The sequence below is a fragment of the Paenibacillus baekrokdamisoli genome (assembly GCF_003945345.1).
Classification (GTDB): domain Bacteria; phylum Bacillota; class Bacilli; order Paenibacillales; family Paenibacillaceae; genus Paenibacillus_Z; species Paenibacillus_Z baekrokdamisoli.
Window position 1 is genome coordinate 7,010,234 of the sequence record NZ_AP019308.1, and the last position, 18,831, is coordinate 7,029,064.

The 18,831-nt window shown below is 47.8% G+C and carries 16 protein-coding genes; 12 read left to right on the forward strand and 4 right to left on the reverse strand.

Features of this window, described 5'->3' with window-relative positions; translation table 11 throughout:
• Window positions 1–7 precede the first annotated feature (7 nt).
• On the reverse strand, window positions 8–937 hold the full coding sequence (locus tag EKN16_RS31005; protein WP_125665372.1) for a proline dehydrogenase family protein: 930 nt from the start codon (window positions 935–937) through the stop codon (window positions 8–10).
• 223 nt (window positions 938–1,160) lie between these two features.
• Here EKN16_RS31005 and pruA point away from each other — a divergent pair, with 223 nt between their 5' ends.
• Window positions 1,161–2,708 carry an L-glutamate gamma-semialdehyde dehydrogenase gene (gene pruA, locus EKN16_RS31010; RefSeq protein ID WP_125665374.1) on the forward strand — a complete coding sequence of 516 codons (1,548 nt, stop codon included), beginning with the start codon at window positions 1,161–1,163 and terminating at the stop codon, window positions 2,706–2,708.
• A 78-nt stretch (window positions 2,709–2,786) separates the two neighbouring features.
• Here the strand turns inward: pruA and EKN16_RS31015 are convergent, their stop codons facing one another.
• From EKN16_RS31015 to EKN16_RS31025, 3 genes are all read right to left on the reverse strand, one after another.
• Window positions 2,787–3,359 carry a hypothetical protein gene (locus EKN16_RS31015; protein ID WP_125665376.1) on the reverse strand — a complete coding sequence of 191 codons (573 nt, stop codon included), beginning with the start codon at window positions 3,357–3,359 and terminating at the stop codon, window positions 2,787–2,789.
• A gap of 125 nt (window positions 3,360–3,484) precedes the next feature.
• Window positions 3,485–5,083, reverse strand: a complete 1,599-nt coding sequence (locus EKN16_RS31020) for a response regulator (RefSeq protein ID WP_232016624.1) — start codon at window positions 5,081–5,083, stop codon at window positions 3,485–3,487.
• Window positions 5,073–6,917 (reverse strand): cache domain-containing sensor histidine kinase, encoded by a 1,845-nt coding sequence (locus tag EKN16_RS31025; RefSeq protein WP_232016626.1) that lies wholly within the window; start codon window positions 6,915–6,917, stop codon window positions 5,073–5,075. The genes EKN16_RS31020 and EKN16_RS31025 overlap by 11 nt, the downstream gene beginning before the upstream one ends.
• A 207-nt stretch (window positions 6,918–7,124) precedes the next feature.
• Between EKN16_RS31025 and EKN16_RS31030 the strand changes: the two genes are divergently transcribed.
• The 11 genes from EKN16_RS31030 (at window position 7,125) to ptsP (ending at window position 18,814) form a co-directional block, all read left to right on the forward strand.
• On the forward strand, window positions 7,125–8,585 hold the full coding sequence (locus EKN16_RS31030; protein ID WP_125665382.1) for a sugar ABC transporter substrate-binding protein: 1,461 nt from the start codon (window positions 7,125–7,127) through the stop codon (window positions 8,583–8,585).
• Between the two features lie 81 nt (window positions 8,586–8,666).
• Window positions 8,667–9,590: a carbohydrate ABC transporter permease gene (locus tag EKN16_RS31035; RefSeq protein WP_125665384.1), complete on the forward strand. Its 924-nt coding sequence runs from the start codon at window positions 8,667–8,669 to the stop codon at window positions 9,588–9,590.
• A gap of 27 nt (window positions 9,591–9,617) precedes the next feature.
• On the forward strand, window positions 9,618–10,934 hold the full coding sequence (locus EKN16_RS31040) for a carbohydrate ABC transporter permease (RefSeq protein ID WP_125665386.1): 1,317 nt from the start codon (window positions 9,618–9,620) through the stop codon (window positions 10,932–10,934).
• Window positions 10,935–10,976: 42 nt separating this feature from the next.
• Window positions 10,977–11,744 (forward strand): SDR family NAD(P)-dependent oxidoreductase, encoded by a 768-nt coding sequence (locus EKN16_RS31045; protein WP_164523065.1) that lies wholly within the window; start codon window positions 10,977–10,979, stop codon window positions 11,742–11,744.
• A 69-nt stretch (window positions 11,745–11,813) separates the two neighbouring features.
• Window positions 11,814–12,947, forward strand: a complete 1,134-nt coding sequence (gene dgoD, locus EKN16_RS31050) for a galactonate dehydratase (RefSeq protein ID WP_125665390.1) — start codon at window positions 11,814–11,816, stop codon at window positions 12,945–12,947.
• Between the two features lie 148 nt (window positions 12,948–13,095).
• Window positions 13,096–13,488, forward strand: a complete 393-nt coding sequence (locus tag EKN16_RS31055; RefSeq protein ID WP_125665392.1) for an acyl-CoA thioesterase — start codon at window positions 13,096–13,098, stop codon at window positions 13,486–13,488.
• Window positions 13,489–13,700: 212 nt separating this feature from the next.
• Window positions 13,701–14,573, forward strand: a complete 873-nt coding sequence (locus EKN16_RS31060) for a PRD domain-containing protein (RefSeq protein WP_125665394.1) — start codon at window positions 13,701–13,703, stop codon at window positions 14,571–14,573.
• Between the two features lie 164 nt (window positions 14,574–14,737).
• The gene (locus EKN16_RS31065) at window positions 14,738–15,235 is read left to right on the forward strand and encodes a PTS sugar transporter subunit IIA (RefSeq protein WP_125665396.1); all 498 of its coding nucleotides are present in this window, start codon (window positions 14,738–14,740) and stop codon (window positions 15,233–15,235) included.
• A gap of 46 nt (window positions 15,236–15,281) precedes the next feature.
• The gene (gene nagE, locus EKN16_RS31070; protein ID WP_125665398.1) at window positions 15,282–16,742 is read left to right on the forward strand and encodes an N-acetylglucosamine-specific PTS transporter subunit IIBC; all 1,461 of its coding nucleotides are present in this window, start codon (window positions 15,282–15,284) and stop codon (window positions 16,740–16,742) included.
• A gap of 51 nt (window positions 16,743–16,793) precedes the next feature.
• Window positions 16,794–17,081, forward strand: coding sequence for an HPr family phosphocarrier protein (locus tag EKN16_RS31075; protein WP_125665400.1), 288 nt, complete (start codon window positions 16,794–16,796; stop codon window positions 17,079–17,081).
• Window positions 17,078–18,814, forward strand: a complete 1,737-nt coding sequence (gene ptsP, locus EKN16_RS31080; protein ID WP_221226668.1) for a phosphoenolpyruvate--protein phosphotransferase — start codon at window positions 17,078–17,080, stop codon at window positions 18,812–18,814. The genes EKN16_RS31075 and ptsP overlap by 4 nt, the downstream gene beginning before the upstream one ends.
• Window positions 18,815–18,831: the final 17 nt, after the last annotated feature.

Here is an 18,831-nt window from a genome sequence, read left to right on the forward strand (position 1 = left end):
CGGAAAATCACCGCTTTATCATATTCTTGACAAGAAACCACATATTAGCAGGCCGTTCTGCCAACCTCCTAACAAAATACGGATACCACATTCGTCCATACGGCACGTAGCAGCGGACGGTATACCCTTCTCTGGCTAGTCGCTCCTGAAGTGGCATTCTTATGCCATACAGCATTTGAAACTCATAGGTAGATCGTGAGATCCTCTCTTGCTTAACGAAGGATTTGACCCATTCAATGATCTTCTCATCGTGAGTGGCCACACCCGTATAGATTGTGCTGCGTAATCGATGGGCAATGATGCGCTTGAAGTTCTCATCAACCTCGCTTAGCTTCGGATAGGCAATGGATTTTGCTTCCTTGTAAGCTCCTTTCACGAGCCTGAGGTTAAATCCTTCCTCTGTTAGCAGGTGTATATCTTCCTCGCTTCGATAGAGGTAAGCCTGAATAACGGTCCCGACATTGGATAGTCCTTCCGTATGCAGCCGCTTCATGATTTGAATAGTAGCATCGGTATAGGGTGAATTCTCCATATCCATACGTACGAAGTTTCCGAATGACTTCGCATGAGTCACAATTTCACGAATGTGAGTGTAAGCGGCCTCCGGATCAAGCGCCAGCCCTAACTGAGTCGGCTTGAGGGATACATTCGCATAGGCGCCGGTCGCCCGAATATGATGGAGCAGCTTGATATATTCATCCTTATATACGGCGGCTTCAGAGAGCTGCCGAATGCCTTCACCCAGATGATCGAGTGTGGTGAGGATGCCTTTGGCATTCAACAGGCGAACCTGCTCTAGAGCTTCTTCTAGTGATTCGCCAGCAACGAACTGGCTGGCGCCAAGCTTCAAGCCATATTTGAGTGCTAACGCTTCAACCGCGCGGTTCCCAGCAAGGGCAAGCAGGATGGAGCGAAAGAATTGAGTTGGGGTATCCATCAGGCATCTCCTTCCATCAATAATAAGATCCTTATGCCGCAAGGGATTGAGGTATGAGGATTCGAAGGGTATATGGCTCGCTAACTCTTGGAAAGCTGAAGGAAATCGTTAGAAAATCAAAATGAATTTAACGGTTTGAGCATCTTTATCCCCCTTTCTGCTTAGAGTGTTGTAGAGTGGCTATTTTACTTGTTATTCATCAAGTCAGAGGAGGAGTGCTGGCATGCTGGAAGACTACCGGAATGAACCCTTTACCGATTTCTCTTTGGAGCCTCATCAAATAGCTTTTCAAGCCGCATTAACGCAAGTTGAATCCGAGCTAGGCCGGGTGTACGGCCCTATTATAGGGGGGAAGTCCATAGCAACGGATCACCAGACAGTCTCTATTAATCCCGCAGAGACGAGTCAAATAGTCGGGATCATTGGGCAGGCGAATTCAGCGCTGGCAGAAGAAGCGATTCAAACCGCAGCGTCTGTGTTTGAATCTTGGAAACGGGTTCCGGCAAGCGTCCGCTCGCGTTATCTCTATAAAGCAGCAGCTATTCTGCGCCGCCGTATGCATGAATTCTCGGCATGGATGGTCTATGAAGCGGGCAAGAGCTGGGTTGAAGCAGATGTGGATACGGCCGAAGCGATAGATTTCTTGGCATTCTACGCTCGTGAGATGGATCGTCTTGCCGAGCGGCAGCCGCTCGTTCGCATTCCTGGGGAAGATAACGAGCTTGTTTACATTCCACTCGGTGTTGGGGTTGTCATTCCACCTTGGAATTTTCCGCTCGCTATTCTAGTTGGGATGACAACAGCCGCCATCGTAACTGGGAATACCGTTGTATTAAAGCCGGCAAGTCCGACTCCAGTAATAGCAGCCAAATTCATGGAACTGCTGCAGGAGGCGGGTTTACCTTCGGGTGTGGTGAATTTTCTTCCGGGCTCGGGCAGCGAGGTGGGGGATTATTTGGTTGATCATCCTTTGACAAGGTTTATTAGCTTCACAGGATCTCGGGAAGTCGGACTGCGAATCAATGAGAGAGCCGCCAAGGCGAATCCAGGGCAAATATGGATGAAACGTGTCGTAGCGGAGATGGGCGGTAAAGATACAATTATCGTCGACAATGACTGTGACCTAGACCTTGCGGCAGAGTCTATAACCCTTTCGGCATTTGGTTTCTGTGGACAGAAATGCTCAGCTTGCTCCAGAGCCATTATTCATGAGGATGTCTATGATGTCATGCTTACAAAACTCATAGATAGAACTAAGAAGCTTATCATAGGTCAGCCTACAGAGGCATCGACTTATATAGGTCCAGTTATTGACGACAAAGCTTATGGCAGAATATTGGAATACATTGAGCTTGGACGCCAAGAAGGCCGCCTCATAATCGGAGGAAACAAGGGACCTTCTAATGGCTATTTTATCGAACCTACTATTATCGCAGACGTGCTGCCTACGGCTCGCCTTGCGCAGGAAGAGATTTTTGGTCCCGTGCTAGCTGTGATCAAAGCAAGCTCATTCGATGAAGCGCTCACTTTTGCTAATAATACCGTATTTGGCTTAACAGGTGCAGTTATCTCACGCAGCCGAGAGAGGCTCGAGCAAGCTCGTGAGCAGTTCCATGTTGGTAATTTGTATTTTAATCGCAAATGTACAGGTGCGTTAGTCGGTGTTCATCCCTTTGGCGGTTTTAATATGTCGGGTACGGATTCTAAGGCCGGAGGGCGAGATTATTTGCAGCTGTTCATGCAAGCTAAGGTCGTATCCGAGCGGCTTTAAGCAGAAAGAATACCCCGAAGCAGGTAGTATCTAACCTAGTTCGGGGTATTATTTTTCCGTCGTCGTATGGATTCGTTTCTATTTTGTTTTCGTCTCGATATCATGGTTTATCGTAATTATGCCAAGCTTCTGTGGAGCAGCGATGTCGCCGCCGAACCAAATTTCACCATTACCGACCATGACACCCTGGTAATTAACGAACAGGGAATCTATCTTTTGCTGCGCGAGTGCCTGCTTGACTGGTGCGGTGAAGATCATGTCATATTGCTTCAGAAACTCTTCCTTGTTCTCTACCTTCATAGCGCTTCCGGTTCCATTCACTCGAAGAGGATACAGGATATTGGCAGCAACGGTCTCTTTGTCATCTTTGGCAACCGCAGCTTGAACAGCTTCAAACATCGTGTCGAACGCTTTGGCATCCGCTATACCTGCAGCTTCATAGGGGTTCGAGGCTGGCTTCGATGACACAGCAGCAGTGGCTTTCTTACCAGGAGAAGTATATTTTTGCTCAGAGGTGCTCTTATTCTGGGAAGTGTCGGAAGTATTATCTGAACTGCATCCTGATGCAACCAGTAATCCAGTTACAATGAGCAAGGATGCCATTAGGCGATTAAACGTTATGACGTAATTGTTCCCAATCTTATTTTTCATTGCCAATCATCCTTTCTTGTACATATGCTTTCACATTAAAGACGAAAGGATACAAGTTAATGTTTCAGTAATTGGCACTGGAAAGTATTGTGTATATATGGATGGCAATGGAATGAAGATCAAGGTCATTCCTGACATTCACTCCGATAGGCGGTAGGGCTAAGTCCGGCGACTTTCTTGAAGACGTTGCAGAAGTAATTCTGATCGTCATAGCCGACCAACTGAGAGATCCGGGCGATTCTCATCGACGTTGTCTTCAAAAGCTCCTTGGAGCGGTTAATTCGAATACGAGTCACATAGTCATTGAAGCTAATGCCGACGACCTGCTTAAATCGCTTAGAGAAATAGTTGGGATGAATATAATAGCAATCTGTGACCCACTGCAAGGACAGATTCTCCGCATAATGCTGTTCTACATATTGTTTAACGGATTCAATAATCTCTTCTCCTGTTAGTTCTGAGCCTCGCTCTGTCGTACGGCTCACTCTCAGCAGCAGCTGCTCCATGCTGCTCATCATGTCCGTCCAGCTGGACATCTCCTCTAAACTGCCCAACGGCTTAGTGACTTCGAGGAGAGGAGGAATGTACAGCCCAGCTTTCGCAATATGTCTTCTCAAGAGATGAATTACCTCGGTATACAAATACTCCAGATGTTCATACCGTGGAACTGGGGCTTCCGTTAGTTCTTCGAATAGCTTCCCCGTATATTGAAGGAATTCTTTATGATTACCTTCCTCCAGCATGCCGATGAGTCCTCGCTGAGCATGTTCGGTAAGCAGTGGGTGAGCTAGATCTGTATGATCACCAGTTTCATCGATATATACGCGACCATCCCCGAACAATAGGCGATTTTTCAACGATTTGCGTGACTCTAGGAAAGAGATTCGGAGCTGAGGGAGTGTATGCTTCACAGTACCTATTCCAATGGAAACACGCAAACCCAGATGATCCGCTGCCCAGTCCACGGCTTTCGACAAACTTCCAGCGAAGCTGTGGATATCCGGCATGGCCTCCCATCCTAGAAATAGTATAATTTCCTCGGGGTGATAAGCATGTTTAAACACAACGGACTGTAAGTTTTTTAACGCTAACAAAGCATTTTGAATAAGGTTCTGAACAGCAAAACGAGCTAAAGCTTGGTCATTTTCCTTAAAGCGAGCGTTCTCGGTGCGCGGAATGATTTTCACGGAAGCCGCAGCCCAGTATGTACTGCTTTCTAGTGACGGTGGAACCCAGCACTTGCTTGATTCCTGTTCGGAGAGGAGATGTGTCAAGTGAAAATCGATTGCTTCCAAGTCGCTTTGCAGCATGAATAGATTTAATTGATTAAGCTTAGAACGGTCTGCTGCTTCCTGCTTCTCTGTACGAAGCTCTTGGCATAGACCGAGTAAGAGCGCATGCAGCTTATCTCTATCGATAGGCTTGAGAAGATAATCCTTTACGTTATACTGCATAGCCTCCCGTACATATTCGAACTCATTGAAACCGCTGATAATGACAAACTTCGTGTGGGGGAATTGTGATCGTGCTCGGCTAATAAACTGAAGTCCATCCATCCCAGGCATACGTACATCTGTCAGTACAATATCTGGGTGGCATCGTGTTATTTGATCCATCGCTTCCAGACCATTACTGGCTTCACCAGCAAGCTGAAGATTAAGGCTTAGCCAGTCAATTTTGCGAATTAGACCTTCTCTAAGCAGCGGTTCATCTTCAACGATCATGACCTTCAACCTTATCGCCTCCTGCAGCTCGCTTCGGCAGTACAAAATGAATGACTGTTCCTATTCCAGGGTTACTTTCAATATGAACCTTCGGGTCGCATTCGTAATACATCTCAATCCGCTTGAAAACATTGGCAAGGCCAATCATTGTGCGAGAGGATAACGGGTTTCTGATGACCGATCCAGATAAAGGATCTAACCTTTTACTAAGCAGTTCGAGCGTCGCCGCATCCATCCCAACTCCATTATCTGCAATAACGAATTCGAGCTGCTCGTGATTTAAGCTGCGAATAATCACATGTAAGGATTTGTACCCAACCTTCTGCTCCAAACCGTGAATAATCGCATTTTCTACAAGAGGCTGAATGAGGAATTTGGGTATTATCAGCTCTTCGATCCCTTCCTCAACATTCATCTCGTAGTGGAATTGCTCGGCAAACCGTATTTGATAGATCGACAGATACTGCGTCAGCTGGGTGACCTCTTCCTTTATCGTGGCCAAGCTTCCACCATTGAGGTTATATCGGAGCATGTTCCCAAGCGCCAGACAGATATCACCAACCCGCTGATCACCATCTATGGAGGAGATGCTGTCTATTGTACTGAGTGTGTTGTATAGGAAGTGAGGGTTAATTTGAGATTGCAGCGCTTTGATTTCCGCTTCTTTCTTAAGCAGCTCGGTCTCATAGACTTTGCTAATGAGCTTGCGGATCTCGGCGATCATCTTGTTGAAGCTATGTTGAATAGTAGAGAGCTCATCCGCACCTTTGACCTGGATCGAAGCTTGAAAATCCCCCATTTCCACCAGCTTCATCTTTTTATTCAATTCCTTGAGCGGTCTAGTAACGCCGGCGGCAATAATCGAGCCCAGCAGCATAGCGGCTAGAAAGCTGATTACCGCAATGAAGATCAAGGTATTACGGAAGACGTTGACCTTGTGCAAAATGCGATCAAGTGGAACGCTGCCTATGACGACCCAATCACTGTAATGGAGGCTTTGAGAGAAGCCGATGTTGCTGTTATTGCCTTCCTTGAATCGAAAATCAACATAGCGGTTCGATATGTTCTCTTGCTTGTAGGCTGTGAATAAAGGACTTTTAGCAATTGACCCGCCGATCTCATCATTCGTATTGGTGAAAATAATGCGACCCTTGCTGTCTGCGATGTAGTATGTGCTGCCATCATCATTTTGCAAGCCGAGAAAAGCCTTCTCCAGAATCGCAGGATCCATGTCAATTTGAATGTAGCCAATCGGATGCTGAGAGTTCGTAGTGATGCGTTTAAGCTGCTGCACATAGCTAATCGTATGAATGGGGATCAACGCATTCTTATCTGTTGTGATGGAAACTGCCCATAAGGGGAATCCATCGAGCTGTTTGGCTTCCTGATACATCTCGCGTTGATTCTCGTCCATGAGAGAGCGAAGGGAGGAGTTGTAATAATAATAGCTGGACACTTGTTCCCCATCCAAGCTGGTGATTTTGATAAAGGAGATTAGAGGGTTTTGCATTTTCTGACCCTCAAGCTTATTGCGATAATACTGTAAATTATCGAAGGTGGGCGTGTTATCCAGAAACTTCTGCAAGGAAGTATCGCTGAAATAGCTATAGCCGATATTGCCGACTGTTTTGAAATGAAGCTCAAGCGTATCCACCGTTTGCTCGGTCATCTTCTCCAGTCCTTGAAGGGTAGAATCTTCAAGCTCATGGCTCATCATGCGGTAATAGGAATAACCCATGATGACAGCAGTAAGTCCGATAACAATGAAGAAGGAGAGAATCATCTTACTGCGGAACTGCAGAGTACGCAGTGCGCGTAATGATGGCTGAGGCATAGTCAATCTCATTCCTCCTCTCGATATGTATGCGCTTACTGCGATTGTATTCGACAGCCAGCACCGTTTTCCTTTTCGAGTAATCTGGGTATGGAGTGGGATTAAAATATTGCTAATCGAAGGTTACAATTTTATATAGAAAGCGCTATCAAGAAATCATATACTTGCGTTGTGAATCATTACCACTTAGAAGGAGGCAATCATTCAGTGAAGAGACATAAACGGTTTGGCAAATGGACAAGTGCGGTATTTGTGTTGATTGCAATGCTGCTTGTATCTGCTTGCGGGAGCAGTAACGGTGGTTCTAACACAGGCGATGCCAAAAAGAACAATACGGCCTCAACAACGACGAATCCGACAGATACAACGACAAAGACTGACGATGGAACGAACCAACCGAAGACGGAAGATCCACCTGAAGCAGTGGAAATTAAAGTCTGGGATCAGCCCAAGCCGGATGATCCAAACAAGCCAGTTTGGGAGGAAGTCTTCACAGGCTTCGAAGCTGCTAATCCGACGATTAAGGTTACGCATGAATTGATGCCGCAGGGTACAAATGACCGTGAAGTATTCGTTACGGCAATGGCTGGCGGTAATGGTCCGGATGCTTATCAAGCCGCCCATTTTCCTATCATTGCTGATTGGGTCGGCCAAGGCTTAGCGCTCGATCTGACGCCATATTGGGACAGCTATACGGACAAGGATCAATTCATTGCTTCATCCATGCAAGCAGGAACAATTGATGGCAAGGTGTACGGACTGCCGCATGATATGTACGTAACAGGACTATTTTGGAATAAGAAAATGTTCAAGGATGCCGGTCTTGACCCGAACAAGCCGCCTGCTAACTGGGATGAGCTTGTAAGCTTTGGTAAGAAGCTGACGAATACCGCTAAGAAGCAGTATGGGCTAACTCTACTCGGTATGGAATGGGCAGATTGGTGGTTCGAGTATTATGTATGGCAAGCTGGCGGTGATTTAACGCATCTGCAAGAGGATGGGACTGTCAAGCTAGCCTTTACCGAGGAGCCTTCTGTTAAAGCTCTTCAGTTCTACAAGGATCTCAAATGGAAAGAGAAGATTGTTCAGAATAACGTATTACAGAGTTATCAAGATAACATGAATGACATCTATCAAGGACGTGCAGCCATGTCTAACGGGGCATCTGGAGGCTTCGGCGATTATGCAGCCAATGGCCTCGATCTCAATGAAATCGGCTTTGCTCCTTATCCTGTAGGACCTTCTGGCAAAGGACCAGGTCAAATAGGCGGCGCGTATTGGATCATCAATCCGAAGACGAGCAAAGAAAAGCAGGACGCAGCTTGGAAATATATCACCTATTTGAATTCCAAAGAAGTGTTGGAGAAATATCTCCAGTTCCAATCGGATAATGGCATTTTCCCGAACCTGCTATCGGTTCGAAGCGACGTCAATCCGTCTAAATTCGCGGCCAACGTCTCACAAGAGTTGGTGGATGGTGTTAACAAAGCAGCAGCGGATACACATCTTGAATATTTCCTCAAGGAGCGTCTAACCCCTTATGTAGTCAAAGCGGTGCAAAAAGCACTGACTGATGAGAAATCGGATCCGAAGAAGCTGCTCCAAGAAGCTCAAGATGCAGCGCAGAAGGAAGTTGTCGATGCCTACAACGCATCTGTGAAGAAATAAATGGGTGTGGGCGGAGTAGGCAGCGGATAAGAGAAGTCGCTGCATGCTTCGCCTACCTATTCCGAAAGGAAGCACGAGCTTATGAGAACAGCAGCTAGGCCGCAACCTCAAGCGCAACCGCAAGCGCAGCCACAGGTGAGAACCAGCTTTCGCCCTCGAATACCTTGGACGCCGATTCTTTTTCTGACGCCTGCCATTATTGCATTCCTGTTATTTAAGTATTATCCGCTGTTCCAAGCGGTTTATATGAGCTTTTTTGACTACAAGGTCATCAACCCGCCAGGCCATTTTGTTTGGCTGGATAATTATAAGTATCTGATTCATTCCACGGAGTTCTGGAATGCCCTATTCAATACCTTTGCATTTTTCTTTATTTACTTTGTACTGACGTTCTGGGTCCCTATCGTTCAGGCGATTCTGCTCAATGAAGTGCGGTACGCGAACAAGACCATTCGTGTGCTTTATCTGCTTCCTACCGCGGTTCCTGCCGTTGCTGGCTATCTATTGTGGAAATGGCTCTACAATCCAGACTATGGTTTACTGAACTATTTACTCCATTTTGTTGGGCTGGGACCTTATGGATGGTTGAACGACCCGGCCATGGCGAAGTGGGCGATCGTCTTCCCGGGTGTATTCGGAACGGGAATGAGTATGCTTATCTATTATTCCGCCCTGCAGGGCATTCCCAGTGAAAATATCGAAGCTGCCAAAATCGACGGTGCAGGTCCTTGGCGCAGAATGTCAGCTATCGTATTTCCTAGCCTGAAATTCGTTATCGGTATCCAATTCATCGCCTTTATCTCAGGCGTATTCCTCACCTTTGATCCGATGTACATCATGACAGGTGGTGGACCTGCGAACAGCACAAGAACGCTCTCCATGCTGGTGTTTAACAGCTCCTTTAAGGAGTTTCGCTTCGGCGTGGCGGGTGCCATCTCGTTCGTCATGTTTATTATTATAGCCGTCATCACCTTTCTGCAGATTCGCTTGACTAACAAAGAATAACAGCTCGACTCCCGAAAGGAGATTCTCATGGCTGCACGCAGACGCATACAGGAGCGGGGAGGACTCTCCGTCAAGATTGTCAGTTATACGGTTGCTAGTCTATTTATTCTGGCCTCCATCATTCCGCTGATCTGGATGATCAGCTCTTCAATGAAGGACAACATCTCTATCTATCGCTTTCCACCGACATGGGTCCCAAATGTCCCCAAAGTCGTTAACGTAACCTTGAGTTATGAGGGTACGGATCTGCAAAAGCAGCAGGATTATGAGTTAGATGCGATGGAAGCTATTTGGTTCACATGGAAAAAAATGCAGAACGATGCGGTCGGTGCACTACGAGTCACGGGCATAAAAGACGGCGTGGTTCTGTACAGAGCAGATATGCCTTCCTATAAATTCACATTAGGCCGGCCGCAAATTGTACCGACACAGCTTGCCACGCATGCGACGATGAAGCTGAAGCTTCCGCAGATTCGAGAGCGTAAACTGACGACCTTTGAGTGGGCAGATAAGGGCGCTGCTTACACCGGAGCATCGACGGTGCCAGCTGATTTGCCGGAAACCTCAAGCACGGTTAAGAAGCTGTTGTCAGAATCAAAGGTTGTCAAAGGCAAAGTATTAGCCATCTCAGAGAAGAATGATTGGTGGCGTTTCTTTGATAACTATCTGGTTCTGTGGAAGATGGCAGAAGCCGACAAGAGCTCCTATGGCTTCCCGCACTTCCTACTGAACAGCGTCATCGTAACGGCTGCCACGATATTCAGCCATATGCTTATTGGAGGCATGGCAGGCTTCGCGCTTGCCCATCTTGTTCGAGGCCGTATTGGCGCATGGCTGACGTTATTTTTCGTGGCGACGATTATGATTCCGGAGATCGCCATTCTTGTACCGCTCTATTTGACGATGGATAAGCTGCATTTGGTGGATACGTTATGGGGAATTATTTTGCCGCATACGGCTTGGGGGATCGTCATCTTTCTGTTCAAAGGCTTCTTCCAGCAGCTTCCTAGTGAGCTCATTCAAGCGGGACGAATAGACGGTGCATCTGAGTTTCATATTTACTGGCGGATCATCGTTCCTATGTCTGCGCCTATATTCACGGTTGTATCGGTCATGACCTTCATTGGGGTATGGAATGAGTTTCTATGGCCGCTTGTTGTCGCTAGATCGCCATCGGTCTGGACCTTTACCGTTGCGCTTAGCGACTTCCAGAATCGACAGAGCATGGGTGCTAACGTCATCATGTCCAGTCTAGTCCTAGCTACCATTCCGCTTATGATTATTATCGTCTCGTGTCAGAAGCTGATCGAGAAGGGCGTTTCCTTTACGGGATTGAAGGGCTAAGCTTAAGAATTAGACTAAGAGCCTGCTCTAATGAGGAGGAACATGATGGACCGCAAAGTTGCACTGGTCACTGGATCAGGAAGAGGAATTGGAAGAGGGATTGCTCTCGCGTTCGCGGCAGAGGGTTACGATGTGTGCGTCAACTACAATACGAGCGTGGAGCGGGCTGAGGCGGTTGTTCAAGAAATTAGAGCGCTCGGTGTGAGGGCGGAAGCAGTACAAGCTGATATTTCGACGATCGAAGGAATCTCTGCTTTGTTTGAAGGTTTCTCGAAGCATTTTTACCGACTTGATGTGCATGTTGATAATTCCGGCATTACACGGATGAAGCCTTTTCTAGAAACAACACCGGAGATGTTTGACGAAGTCATCCATACGAACTTAAGAGGGCTTTACTTCTGCGGACAGCGCGCAGCTCGTCTCATGATTGAGCAAGGAACCAAAGGCGTCATCATCCATATTAGCTCCAATCATACGCAAGGCACATGGGCGAATTCCACCGTCTATGCTGCGGCAAAAGCTGGCGTGAACAAGCTTACGAAGAACATGGCGTTAGATTTGGCTAGCTACGGCATTCGTGTCGCGGGTATAGCGCCTGGCTATACGCTCTTGGAGAAGCAGAGGGATGAGAGAGCACTGCAATTTATTGAAGCGATCTCGTCCCGTATACCGCTAGGCAGGTTCACAACACCGGAAGAAGTCGGAGGAGCGGCTGTTTATCTCTCTTCCGATAAGGCTAGCTATATAACAGGCACTACTCTCTATATGGATGGTGGAGCTCTGCTGCCCGTTTGGGCGGATCAAGGCTGATACGATGAGACGATGAGACGATGAGACGATGAGACGATGAGACGATGAAGCGAAGGAGGAGACTAAATTATGAAAATCACGGATATGAAGCTATTTCATGTCAAACCGCGTTGGCTGTTCCTAAAAATCGAGACTGACGAAGGTATCGTCGGCTGGGGAGAACCCATCGTTGAAGGCCGCGCATTGACAGTGGCAACGGCAGTCGAAGAGCTGAAGCGATATCTCATCGGAGAAGATCCTCTCCGTATTGAGCATCATTGGCAGGTTATGTACCGGGGAAGCTTCTACCGCGGCGGTCCCGTATTAGTCAGTGCGATAAGCGGTATCGAGCAGGCATTGTGGGATATTAAGGGAAAATATTATCAGATGCCAGTCTATGAAATGCTAGGCGGAAAATGTCGAGACCGCATACGAATGTACAGTCATTGCGGCGGTGCAACACCAGAGGAAATGGCAGCGAATGCCGTTCGTAAGGTAGAGGCAGGCTTCAACGCAATCAAGATTGGCGTGGATGCACCTGTACAGCATATCGATACACTCCGATTCGTTGAGAATCAAACAGCCAAGCTCGCCGCAATCCGTGAAGCGATTGGCAGCGATCTTGATGTGGCCATCGACTTTCATGGACGAGTGAGTCCGGCGATGTCGATTCGGTTGGCACAAGCGTTCGAGCCTTACTACCCGATGTTCATTGAGGAGCCATGCTTACCGGAAAATGTAGATACTCTGCTGCGGATTGCTCAGTCCACGACAATACCCATTGCTTCTGGTGAGCGCCTATTCACAAGATGGGGTTTCCGTGAGGCGCTTGAGAAGCAGGCAATAGCTATCGTCCAGCCTGATCTTTGCCATGCCGGAGGTATCTTTGAAGCTAGGAAAATCGCTGCGATGGCGGAAGTCTACTACGGCTCTATCGCTCCGCATAATCCGCTTGGGCCGATCTCATTAGCTTCCTGTCTTCAGTTGGATGCATGTACACCGAACTTCCTCATCCAAGAGCATCCGTCCATGGCGGAGCGCTGGGATCTTGGTGAAGGCTATCTCAATCAGCCTTTCCATATTCAAGATGGCTACATCACCGTTCCGGAGGGTCCAGGCCTGGGCATCGAAATCAACGAAGAAGCCCTTCTTGAACGGGCTTATCCAGGTGACTGGGACACTCCGCGTCTTTACTATCCAGACGGCTCTTTTGCCGAGTGGTAATTGTTCGCTTGAGGGATCATAAAAGATGTCGGCTAGTATTGATCGGTATTGAGTGAATCGGTCGCTCTTGCTCCACTGTTATTTTGACAAAGCAATCTCAGCTAGCTAACATGGAAGCATCTAAGAAATGCCAAAGGAGTATGCAGCCATGGAAGCCACAATTGAACTTATTGTTCGCTCAACCGAAATCGATGTGAATGGTCATGTCAACAACGCGAAGTACTTGGAGTATCTCGAATGGGGGAGGGAAGAGTGGTATGAGAAGGCCGAGCTGCCGTATGCTGTTTTTCTAGCTATAGGTATCCAAACCGTTACTGTCAATATCAATGTGAATTATCGGAAGGAATGCCGGCAAGGGGATAAGCTAACGGTACGGACAGTGCCGGAGCGTGCAGGGAGAACCAGCTATGTTCTGAAGCAGGAGATTGTTAACGAGCTCGGTGAAGTATGCGCGGATGCTAATGTCACCTGTGTCACCATGGATGCGACAACACGCAAGAGCCGCGAGCTTCCCTCCGAGCTGCTTCAATGGTTTGCCTAAACTTAATCTTCATTTTGTCACCGATCGCTCTGAAAAGGATAAAAATTTCAGTTGACGAAAACGCTTACTTGCGATATTATCGACACATCGCAATTGAATACATGGCGTGTTACCTTCGATAAAGGGCATGAGCCAAGAAAAGATTCTGATTTCAGGATCTATTCTTGGCTCTTTTTTATGTCTTATTGCCATAATAAGCGTGGTGGTGATTAATGGTGAATAAGGATGAGACCCTACGAATCGATAGGGTAATCGGTAACAATGTCGTGTTAGTACAGAATCTGCAATCGGGTAAGGAATTTGTTCTTATGGGCAAGGGCATCGCTTTTGCCGGTAAGAGCGGTGATACGATTAGCGGGTCGGATCGACGGATTGAGAAGCGGTTTCGCATAGATGATCAAGCCGAGATGGTTCAATATCACTTGCTACTTGAGGATATGGATCCGGAGGTCATACGAATTTCAGAGCAAATCATTCAAATGATTAGCGATACCTTCGGCTCTCCCCCGGGAAACAAGATCTATCTTGCCCTTCCCAGCCATATCCAGTTCGTTGTTTATCGGCTGCGTAATGGTATGGATATCGTCAATCCTTTCCTATATGAGACGAAAATGTGGTTTAAAGTGGAATATGACATTGCCAAGAAAGCGGCGGATTTAATAAGTGATACATTTGGCGTTCAGGTGCCGGATGATGAAGCGGGTTTTCTAGCTTACCATGTTCACTCCGCCGTCCATAACGTACCTGTTGGACAGCTCGTGAAGTTTACAAACCTCATCAATGAGCTCGTAGAGAATATTGAGAAGAGTGGCGAGATCCAGATTCCTAGGGAGAGCTTGAATTATGTCAGGCTGATTACCGATCTTCGTAACACGGTCGACAGGGTCGTCGAAGGGAAGACGACGGCCAACCCGCTGCTCAATGAGCTGACGGTGCATATTCCGAAGGAGCTGCGGATGGCGAATGAGCTAGCAGATCTCATGCAGGCTCATCTAGGAATGAATGTTTCAAAGGAAGAAATCGGCTATCTTGCCATCAACTTGTATCGCTTGTTCCAAACGTTCGAGCTGGAACGCCCGCATTAACGTCCGAGAACTAAGCTTATGCTTCCGAAGTGAGTTTTTAGCTCACAAAGAAGTGTCCGAGAAATTATTGCTAATAACTAAGCTTATGCTTCCGAAGTGAGTTTTTAGCTCGCAAAGAAGTGTTCAAGAAAGTATCACAAAAAACTTTTAGGAGGTTTCCAACCATGTTCGGAAAACTATTTAAAACCAAAAAAAGCACGACGATCGATATCGTTTCACCAATTACAGGTATGGCTGTCTCGTTGGAGCATGTGCCTGATGACGCTTTTGCAGGTAAACATATGGGTGACGGGGTCGCAATTGAACCAGAAGTGGGTAAGGTTATCGCGCCATTTAACGCTGTCGTTTCCCACATCATTCACACGAATCATGCCGTAATTCTGGAGCATGAATCGGGATTGCAAGTATTGATTCATGTCGGAATTAATACGGTAGCCTTGAAGGGTGAAGGCTTCAAGAGCTTCGTTCAGACTGGCGATACAGTCAAGGCTGGCCAAACGCTAATTGAATTTGATATTGATTTGATTCGCAAAGCAGGCTATCCGATCATCACGCCAGTCGTTATCGCGAACGGAGAGATGGTTGCGGAGATGAATCATACGTTTAATAAGATGACGGCTGGGTCGAGTCCAATCATCAGTGTGGTCTTGGCAGAGCAATAAGAGGAGCATATAGACAACTAGAACGACTACGAGAGGATGTTGAGAAATGCTCGCATTTTTGCAAAAAATCGGTAAAGCACTCATGCTGCCTGTTGCTACACTTCCCGCAGCTTCCCTGCTGCTGCGCTTCGGCGCGATTGATTATGTGAAGGATTTTCATATGGGCCATGATGTTGGGGGATTTCTTAATCAATATATCGCACCGTTCCTGTCTGCAGGCGGCTCTGCAATATTTGACAACCTTCCCCTTATATTTGCGGTTGGGGTCGCGATCGGCTTAGCAGGTGATGCCGTTGCAGCACTGGCCGCGGTAATTGCTTATCTAGTGCTCACGACCGTGCTTACTAAAGTTCCAGTCGCATTCCCTAACTTGGTTGGTAAGGCTGCCGTACTCAACATGGGTGTTCTCGGAGGCATTTTAGCTGGTCTTGTTGCGGCTTTCTTATACAAGCGCTATCATACCATCAAACTTCCAGAATGGCTGGGCTTCTTCTCCGGCAAACGCTTCGTACCAATCATTACTTCACTGACGATGGTTTTAGTCGGAATTATATTTGGACTTATTTGGGGCCCTGTTCAAAATCAGCTCGATACCTTTGGGCGATGGATTGTTGATCTTGGAGGCGTCGGAGCCGGAATCTTTATGATGGCGAACCGGCTGCTTATCCCATTTGGCTTACATCATGTGCTCAACTCGATTGCTTGGTTTCAAATCGGCGACTATACGGATGCGGCTGGTAATGTCGTGCATGGTGACCTGACACGATTCTTCAAAGGGGACAAGACGGCTGGCATGTTCATGGCTGGATTCTATCCCATCATGATGTTCGCGCTGCCGGCTGCCGCATTCGCAATTATTCATACAGCTAGACCAGAGAAGCGTAAGGCTATCGCATCCATATTCATCGGAACGGCGCTCGCCTCCTTCTTGACAGGGATAACGGAACCGCTTGAATTTGCCTTTATGTTCGTGGCTCCTGCGTTATTTGTAGTCCATGCCGTATTGACCGGGGTTTCCGCGTTTATCGTTACCCAGCTCGGAATCAAGGATGGCTTTGGTTTCTCAGCGGGCTTCATCGATTATGTCGTCAACTTTCAGCTGGCGACCAAGCCGCTGCTGCTTATCCCTATCGGTTTGGTTTTTGCGGTCGTGTACTACTTCATGTTCCGCTTTATCATCGTGAAATTCAACTTGAAAACACCAGGCCGCGAAGTAGACGAACCGGATTCGGTATCGACTGCAGCGACAGCTAAAGCGATGACAGGTACTTTTGAGGAGAAGGCAGAGCAGGTGCTGGTTAATATCGGGGGCTCGGACAATATTGTGGGAATTGATGCTTGTATTACTCGTCTTCGTTTAGTTGTGAAGGATGAAACAGCTGTTAATGATCAGGCACTGAAAAATCTTGGCGCCTCGGGAGTAATGAGACTTGGCTCCGGTGCTGTGCAGGTTATATTCGGAACGCAATCAGAGCGTCTTAAGGATGAAATCACGAAAAAGATGTAGGCCCTTACAAAGGCTGATTAATGCCAACTATCAGACAGGGAGTGGAGAACAATGGAACAGACATACACCATTCAAAGCGAGCTAGGTATTCATGTTCGGCCAGCTAAACAAATCGTGGAGGCAGCAAAGAAATATCCAGCTTGCAGCGTATTCCTAGAGAAGGACGGTAAGCGTGTCAGCGTGAAAAGCTTAGTCAACGTCCTTACGCTTGGTGCCAAGCATGGCGATACGGTGACCTTGATTACAGAAGGCGAGCAAGAGGCCGCGGTACAAGATGAAATTGGCGCGATTTTCGCAGATATTGCAGGCAATCATCATGCACCAGGTGCTGGCCAATGATTGTTTTTAACGGCGTTGCTGCATCGCCAGGCATTGCAATCGGGCGTGCTTGGCGACTGGAGACCGAAGAGTCGCATAAGGGCCCAGCATCCATTGTTTCTTCTGCCGTAGCGGAGCAAACCTCGAGATTGCAGGCGGCTGTTCTCTCTAGCGTGGAGGAAGTGCGCAAGCTCAGAGATGAACTGACGGAGCGGGGCAGAGGTGACGAAGCCGAGATCTTCGATGGCCATCTCCTGCTGCTGGAGGATGAGGAGCTTATCGGCCGTGCCGAAGAAGCAATTAAGAATAAGCTCATTCCAGCTGAACTAGCGATTGCAGCTACCCGTGATGAGGTCGCGGCTGTAATGGAAAGTTTGGAGGATGAATACCTAAGAGAGAGGGCTTCCGATATTCGCGATGTATGCGGAAGAGTCATCGGTAAGCTTACTGGCCGAACAGAGATGCCTACCGAAGCTGGCGACGAGCCGGTCATTATTCTGGCACCGGAGCTTACGCCATCTCATACGGCTCAGCTCAAACCGGATATCGTTGCAGGCTTTGTAACTTTGCAGGGAGGTAAAACTTCGCATACCGCTATTATAGCTCGTTCCTTAGGCATACCCGCTATTGTAGGGATGGGAGATCAGCTTCAAGCTGTGCGGGGTGGTCAGTATTTAATCGTTGATGGCAGCCAAGGTCAGCTTCATGTGGATCCGGACGCCGAAACGATTGCACATTTCCGGGCACTTCAGAGAGCGAACCTTGCGAAGCTGGAGCAGCTGCGGAAGCTCACAAGTGCAGATTCCGTATCGGCGGATGGCTTCCAGGTGGAGCTGGTTGCCAACATCGGCTCCCCAGAGGATGCAGCTGCGGCTAAGAACAACGGTGCGGAGGGTATTGGCTTGTTTCGTACGGAGTTCTTGTATATGGGCCGAGACACGCTCCCTTCGGAAGAGGAGCAGTTTCAAGCCTATCGCAAGGTTGTAAAAGCGTTCGGACCGGATGCTCCCATCATCATTCGTACAATGGACATCGGGGGAGATAAGGAGCTGCCTATTCTTCAGCTCCCTCAAGAAGACAATCCGTTTCTTGGCTATCGGGCAATAAGAATTTGCTTGGATCGTCCGGAATTGTTCAAAACACAGCTTCGGGCTATTCTTCGCGCCAGTGCTTTCGGTAATGTCAAAATCATGTTCCCTATGATTGCCGCATTAAGCGAATGGCGAGCGGCCAAAGCGGTGCTGGATCAGTGTAAGGAAGAACTGCAGCGTGAGAGGATTGCATTCAATCCTGAACTTGAAGTTGGCATCATGATTGAGGTGCCCGCTGCGGCAATGCTCGCAGATCGTTTTGCCAAGGAAGTTGATTTCTTCAGCATCGGTACGAACGATCTGACCCAATATACGTTGGCGGCAGATCGGATGAACGAGAAGCTTGCCCATCTCAATGATCCTTTGCAGCCAGCAGTTCTCTATTTAATTGAGAAGGTTATCCGAGCTGCTCAGAAGGCTGGTAAATGGACAGGGATGTGCGGTGAAATGGCCGGGTCGCCTCATGCGGTGCCCATTCTTCTGGGACTGGGCCTGAAGGAATTCAGCATGAGCGGCGGCTCCATTTTCCAGACAAGAGCGCTCATCAGCACGCTGAGCCAATCCGCAATGGCTGAGCTGGCTTCCAAGGCACTAGAGCTAGAAGGGCCTGACGAAATCCGCAGCTTCGTAGAAGCGCAGGTTCCAGAGATTCTTGCTTTATAGCGATTAAAGAGCTTGAA

Bases quoted from the DNA above. Each gene is read 5' to 3' on its own strand.
- EKN16_RS31005 (WP_125665372.1), bottom strand. From the start codon at position 937: ATGGATACCCCAACTCAATTCTTTCGCTCCATCCTGCTTGCCCTTGCT.
- pruA (WP_125665374.1), top strand. From the start codon at position 1,161: ATGCTGGAAGACTACCGGAATGAACCCTTTACCGATTTCTCTTTGGAG.
- EKN16_RS31015 (WP_125665376.1), bottom strand. From the start codon at position 3,359: ATGAAAAATAAGATTGGGAACAATTACGTCATAACGTTTAATCGCCTA.
- EKN16_RS31020 (WP_232016624.1), bottom strand. From the start codon at position 5,083: ATGATCGTTGAAGATGAACCGCTGCTTAGAGAAGGTCTAATTCGCAAA.
- EKN16_RS31025 (WP_232016626.1), bottom strand. From the start codon at position 6,917: ATGCCTCAGCCATCATTACGCGCACTGCGTACTCTGCAGTTCCGCAGT.
- EKN16_RS31035 (WP_125665384.1), top strand. From the start codon at position 8,667: ATGAGAACAGCAGCTAGGCCGCAACCTCAAGCGCAACCGCAAGCGCAG.
- EKN16_RS31040 (WP_125665386.1), top strand. From the start codon at position 9,618: ATGGCTGCACGCAGACGCATACAGGAGCGGGGAGGACTCTCCGTCAAG.
- EKN16_RS31045 (WP_164523065.1), top strand. From the start codon at position 10,977: ATGATGGACCGCAAAGTTGCACTGGTCACTGGATCAGGAAGAGGAATT.
- dgoD (WP_125665390.1), top strand. From the start codon at position 11,814: ATGAAAATCACGGATATGAAGCTATTTCATGTCAAACCGCGTTGGCTG.
- EKN16_RS31055 (WP_125665392.1), top strand. From the start codon at position 13,096: ATGGAAGCCACAATTGAACTTATTGTTCGCTCAACCGAAATCGATGTG.
- EKN16_RS31060 (WP_125665394.1), top strand. From the start codon at position 13,701: ATGGTGAATAAGGATGAGACCCTACGAATCGATAGGGTAATCGGTAAC.
- EKN16_RS31065 (WP_125665396.1), top strand. From the start codon at position 14,738: ATGTTCGGAAAACTATTTAAAACCAAAAAAAGCACGACGATCGATATC.
- nagE (WP_125665398.1), top strand. From the start codon at position 15,282: ATGCTCGCATTTTTGCAAAAAATCGGTAAAGCACTCATGCTGCCTGTT.
- EKN16_RS31075 (WP_125665400.1), top strand. From the start codon at position 16,794: ATGGAACAGACATACACCATTCAAAGCGAGCTAGGTATTCATGTTCGG.
- ptsP (WP_221226668.1), top strand. From the start codon at position 17,078: ATGATTGTTTTTAACGGCGTTGCTGCATCGCCAGGCATTGCAATCGGG.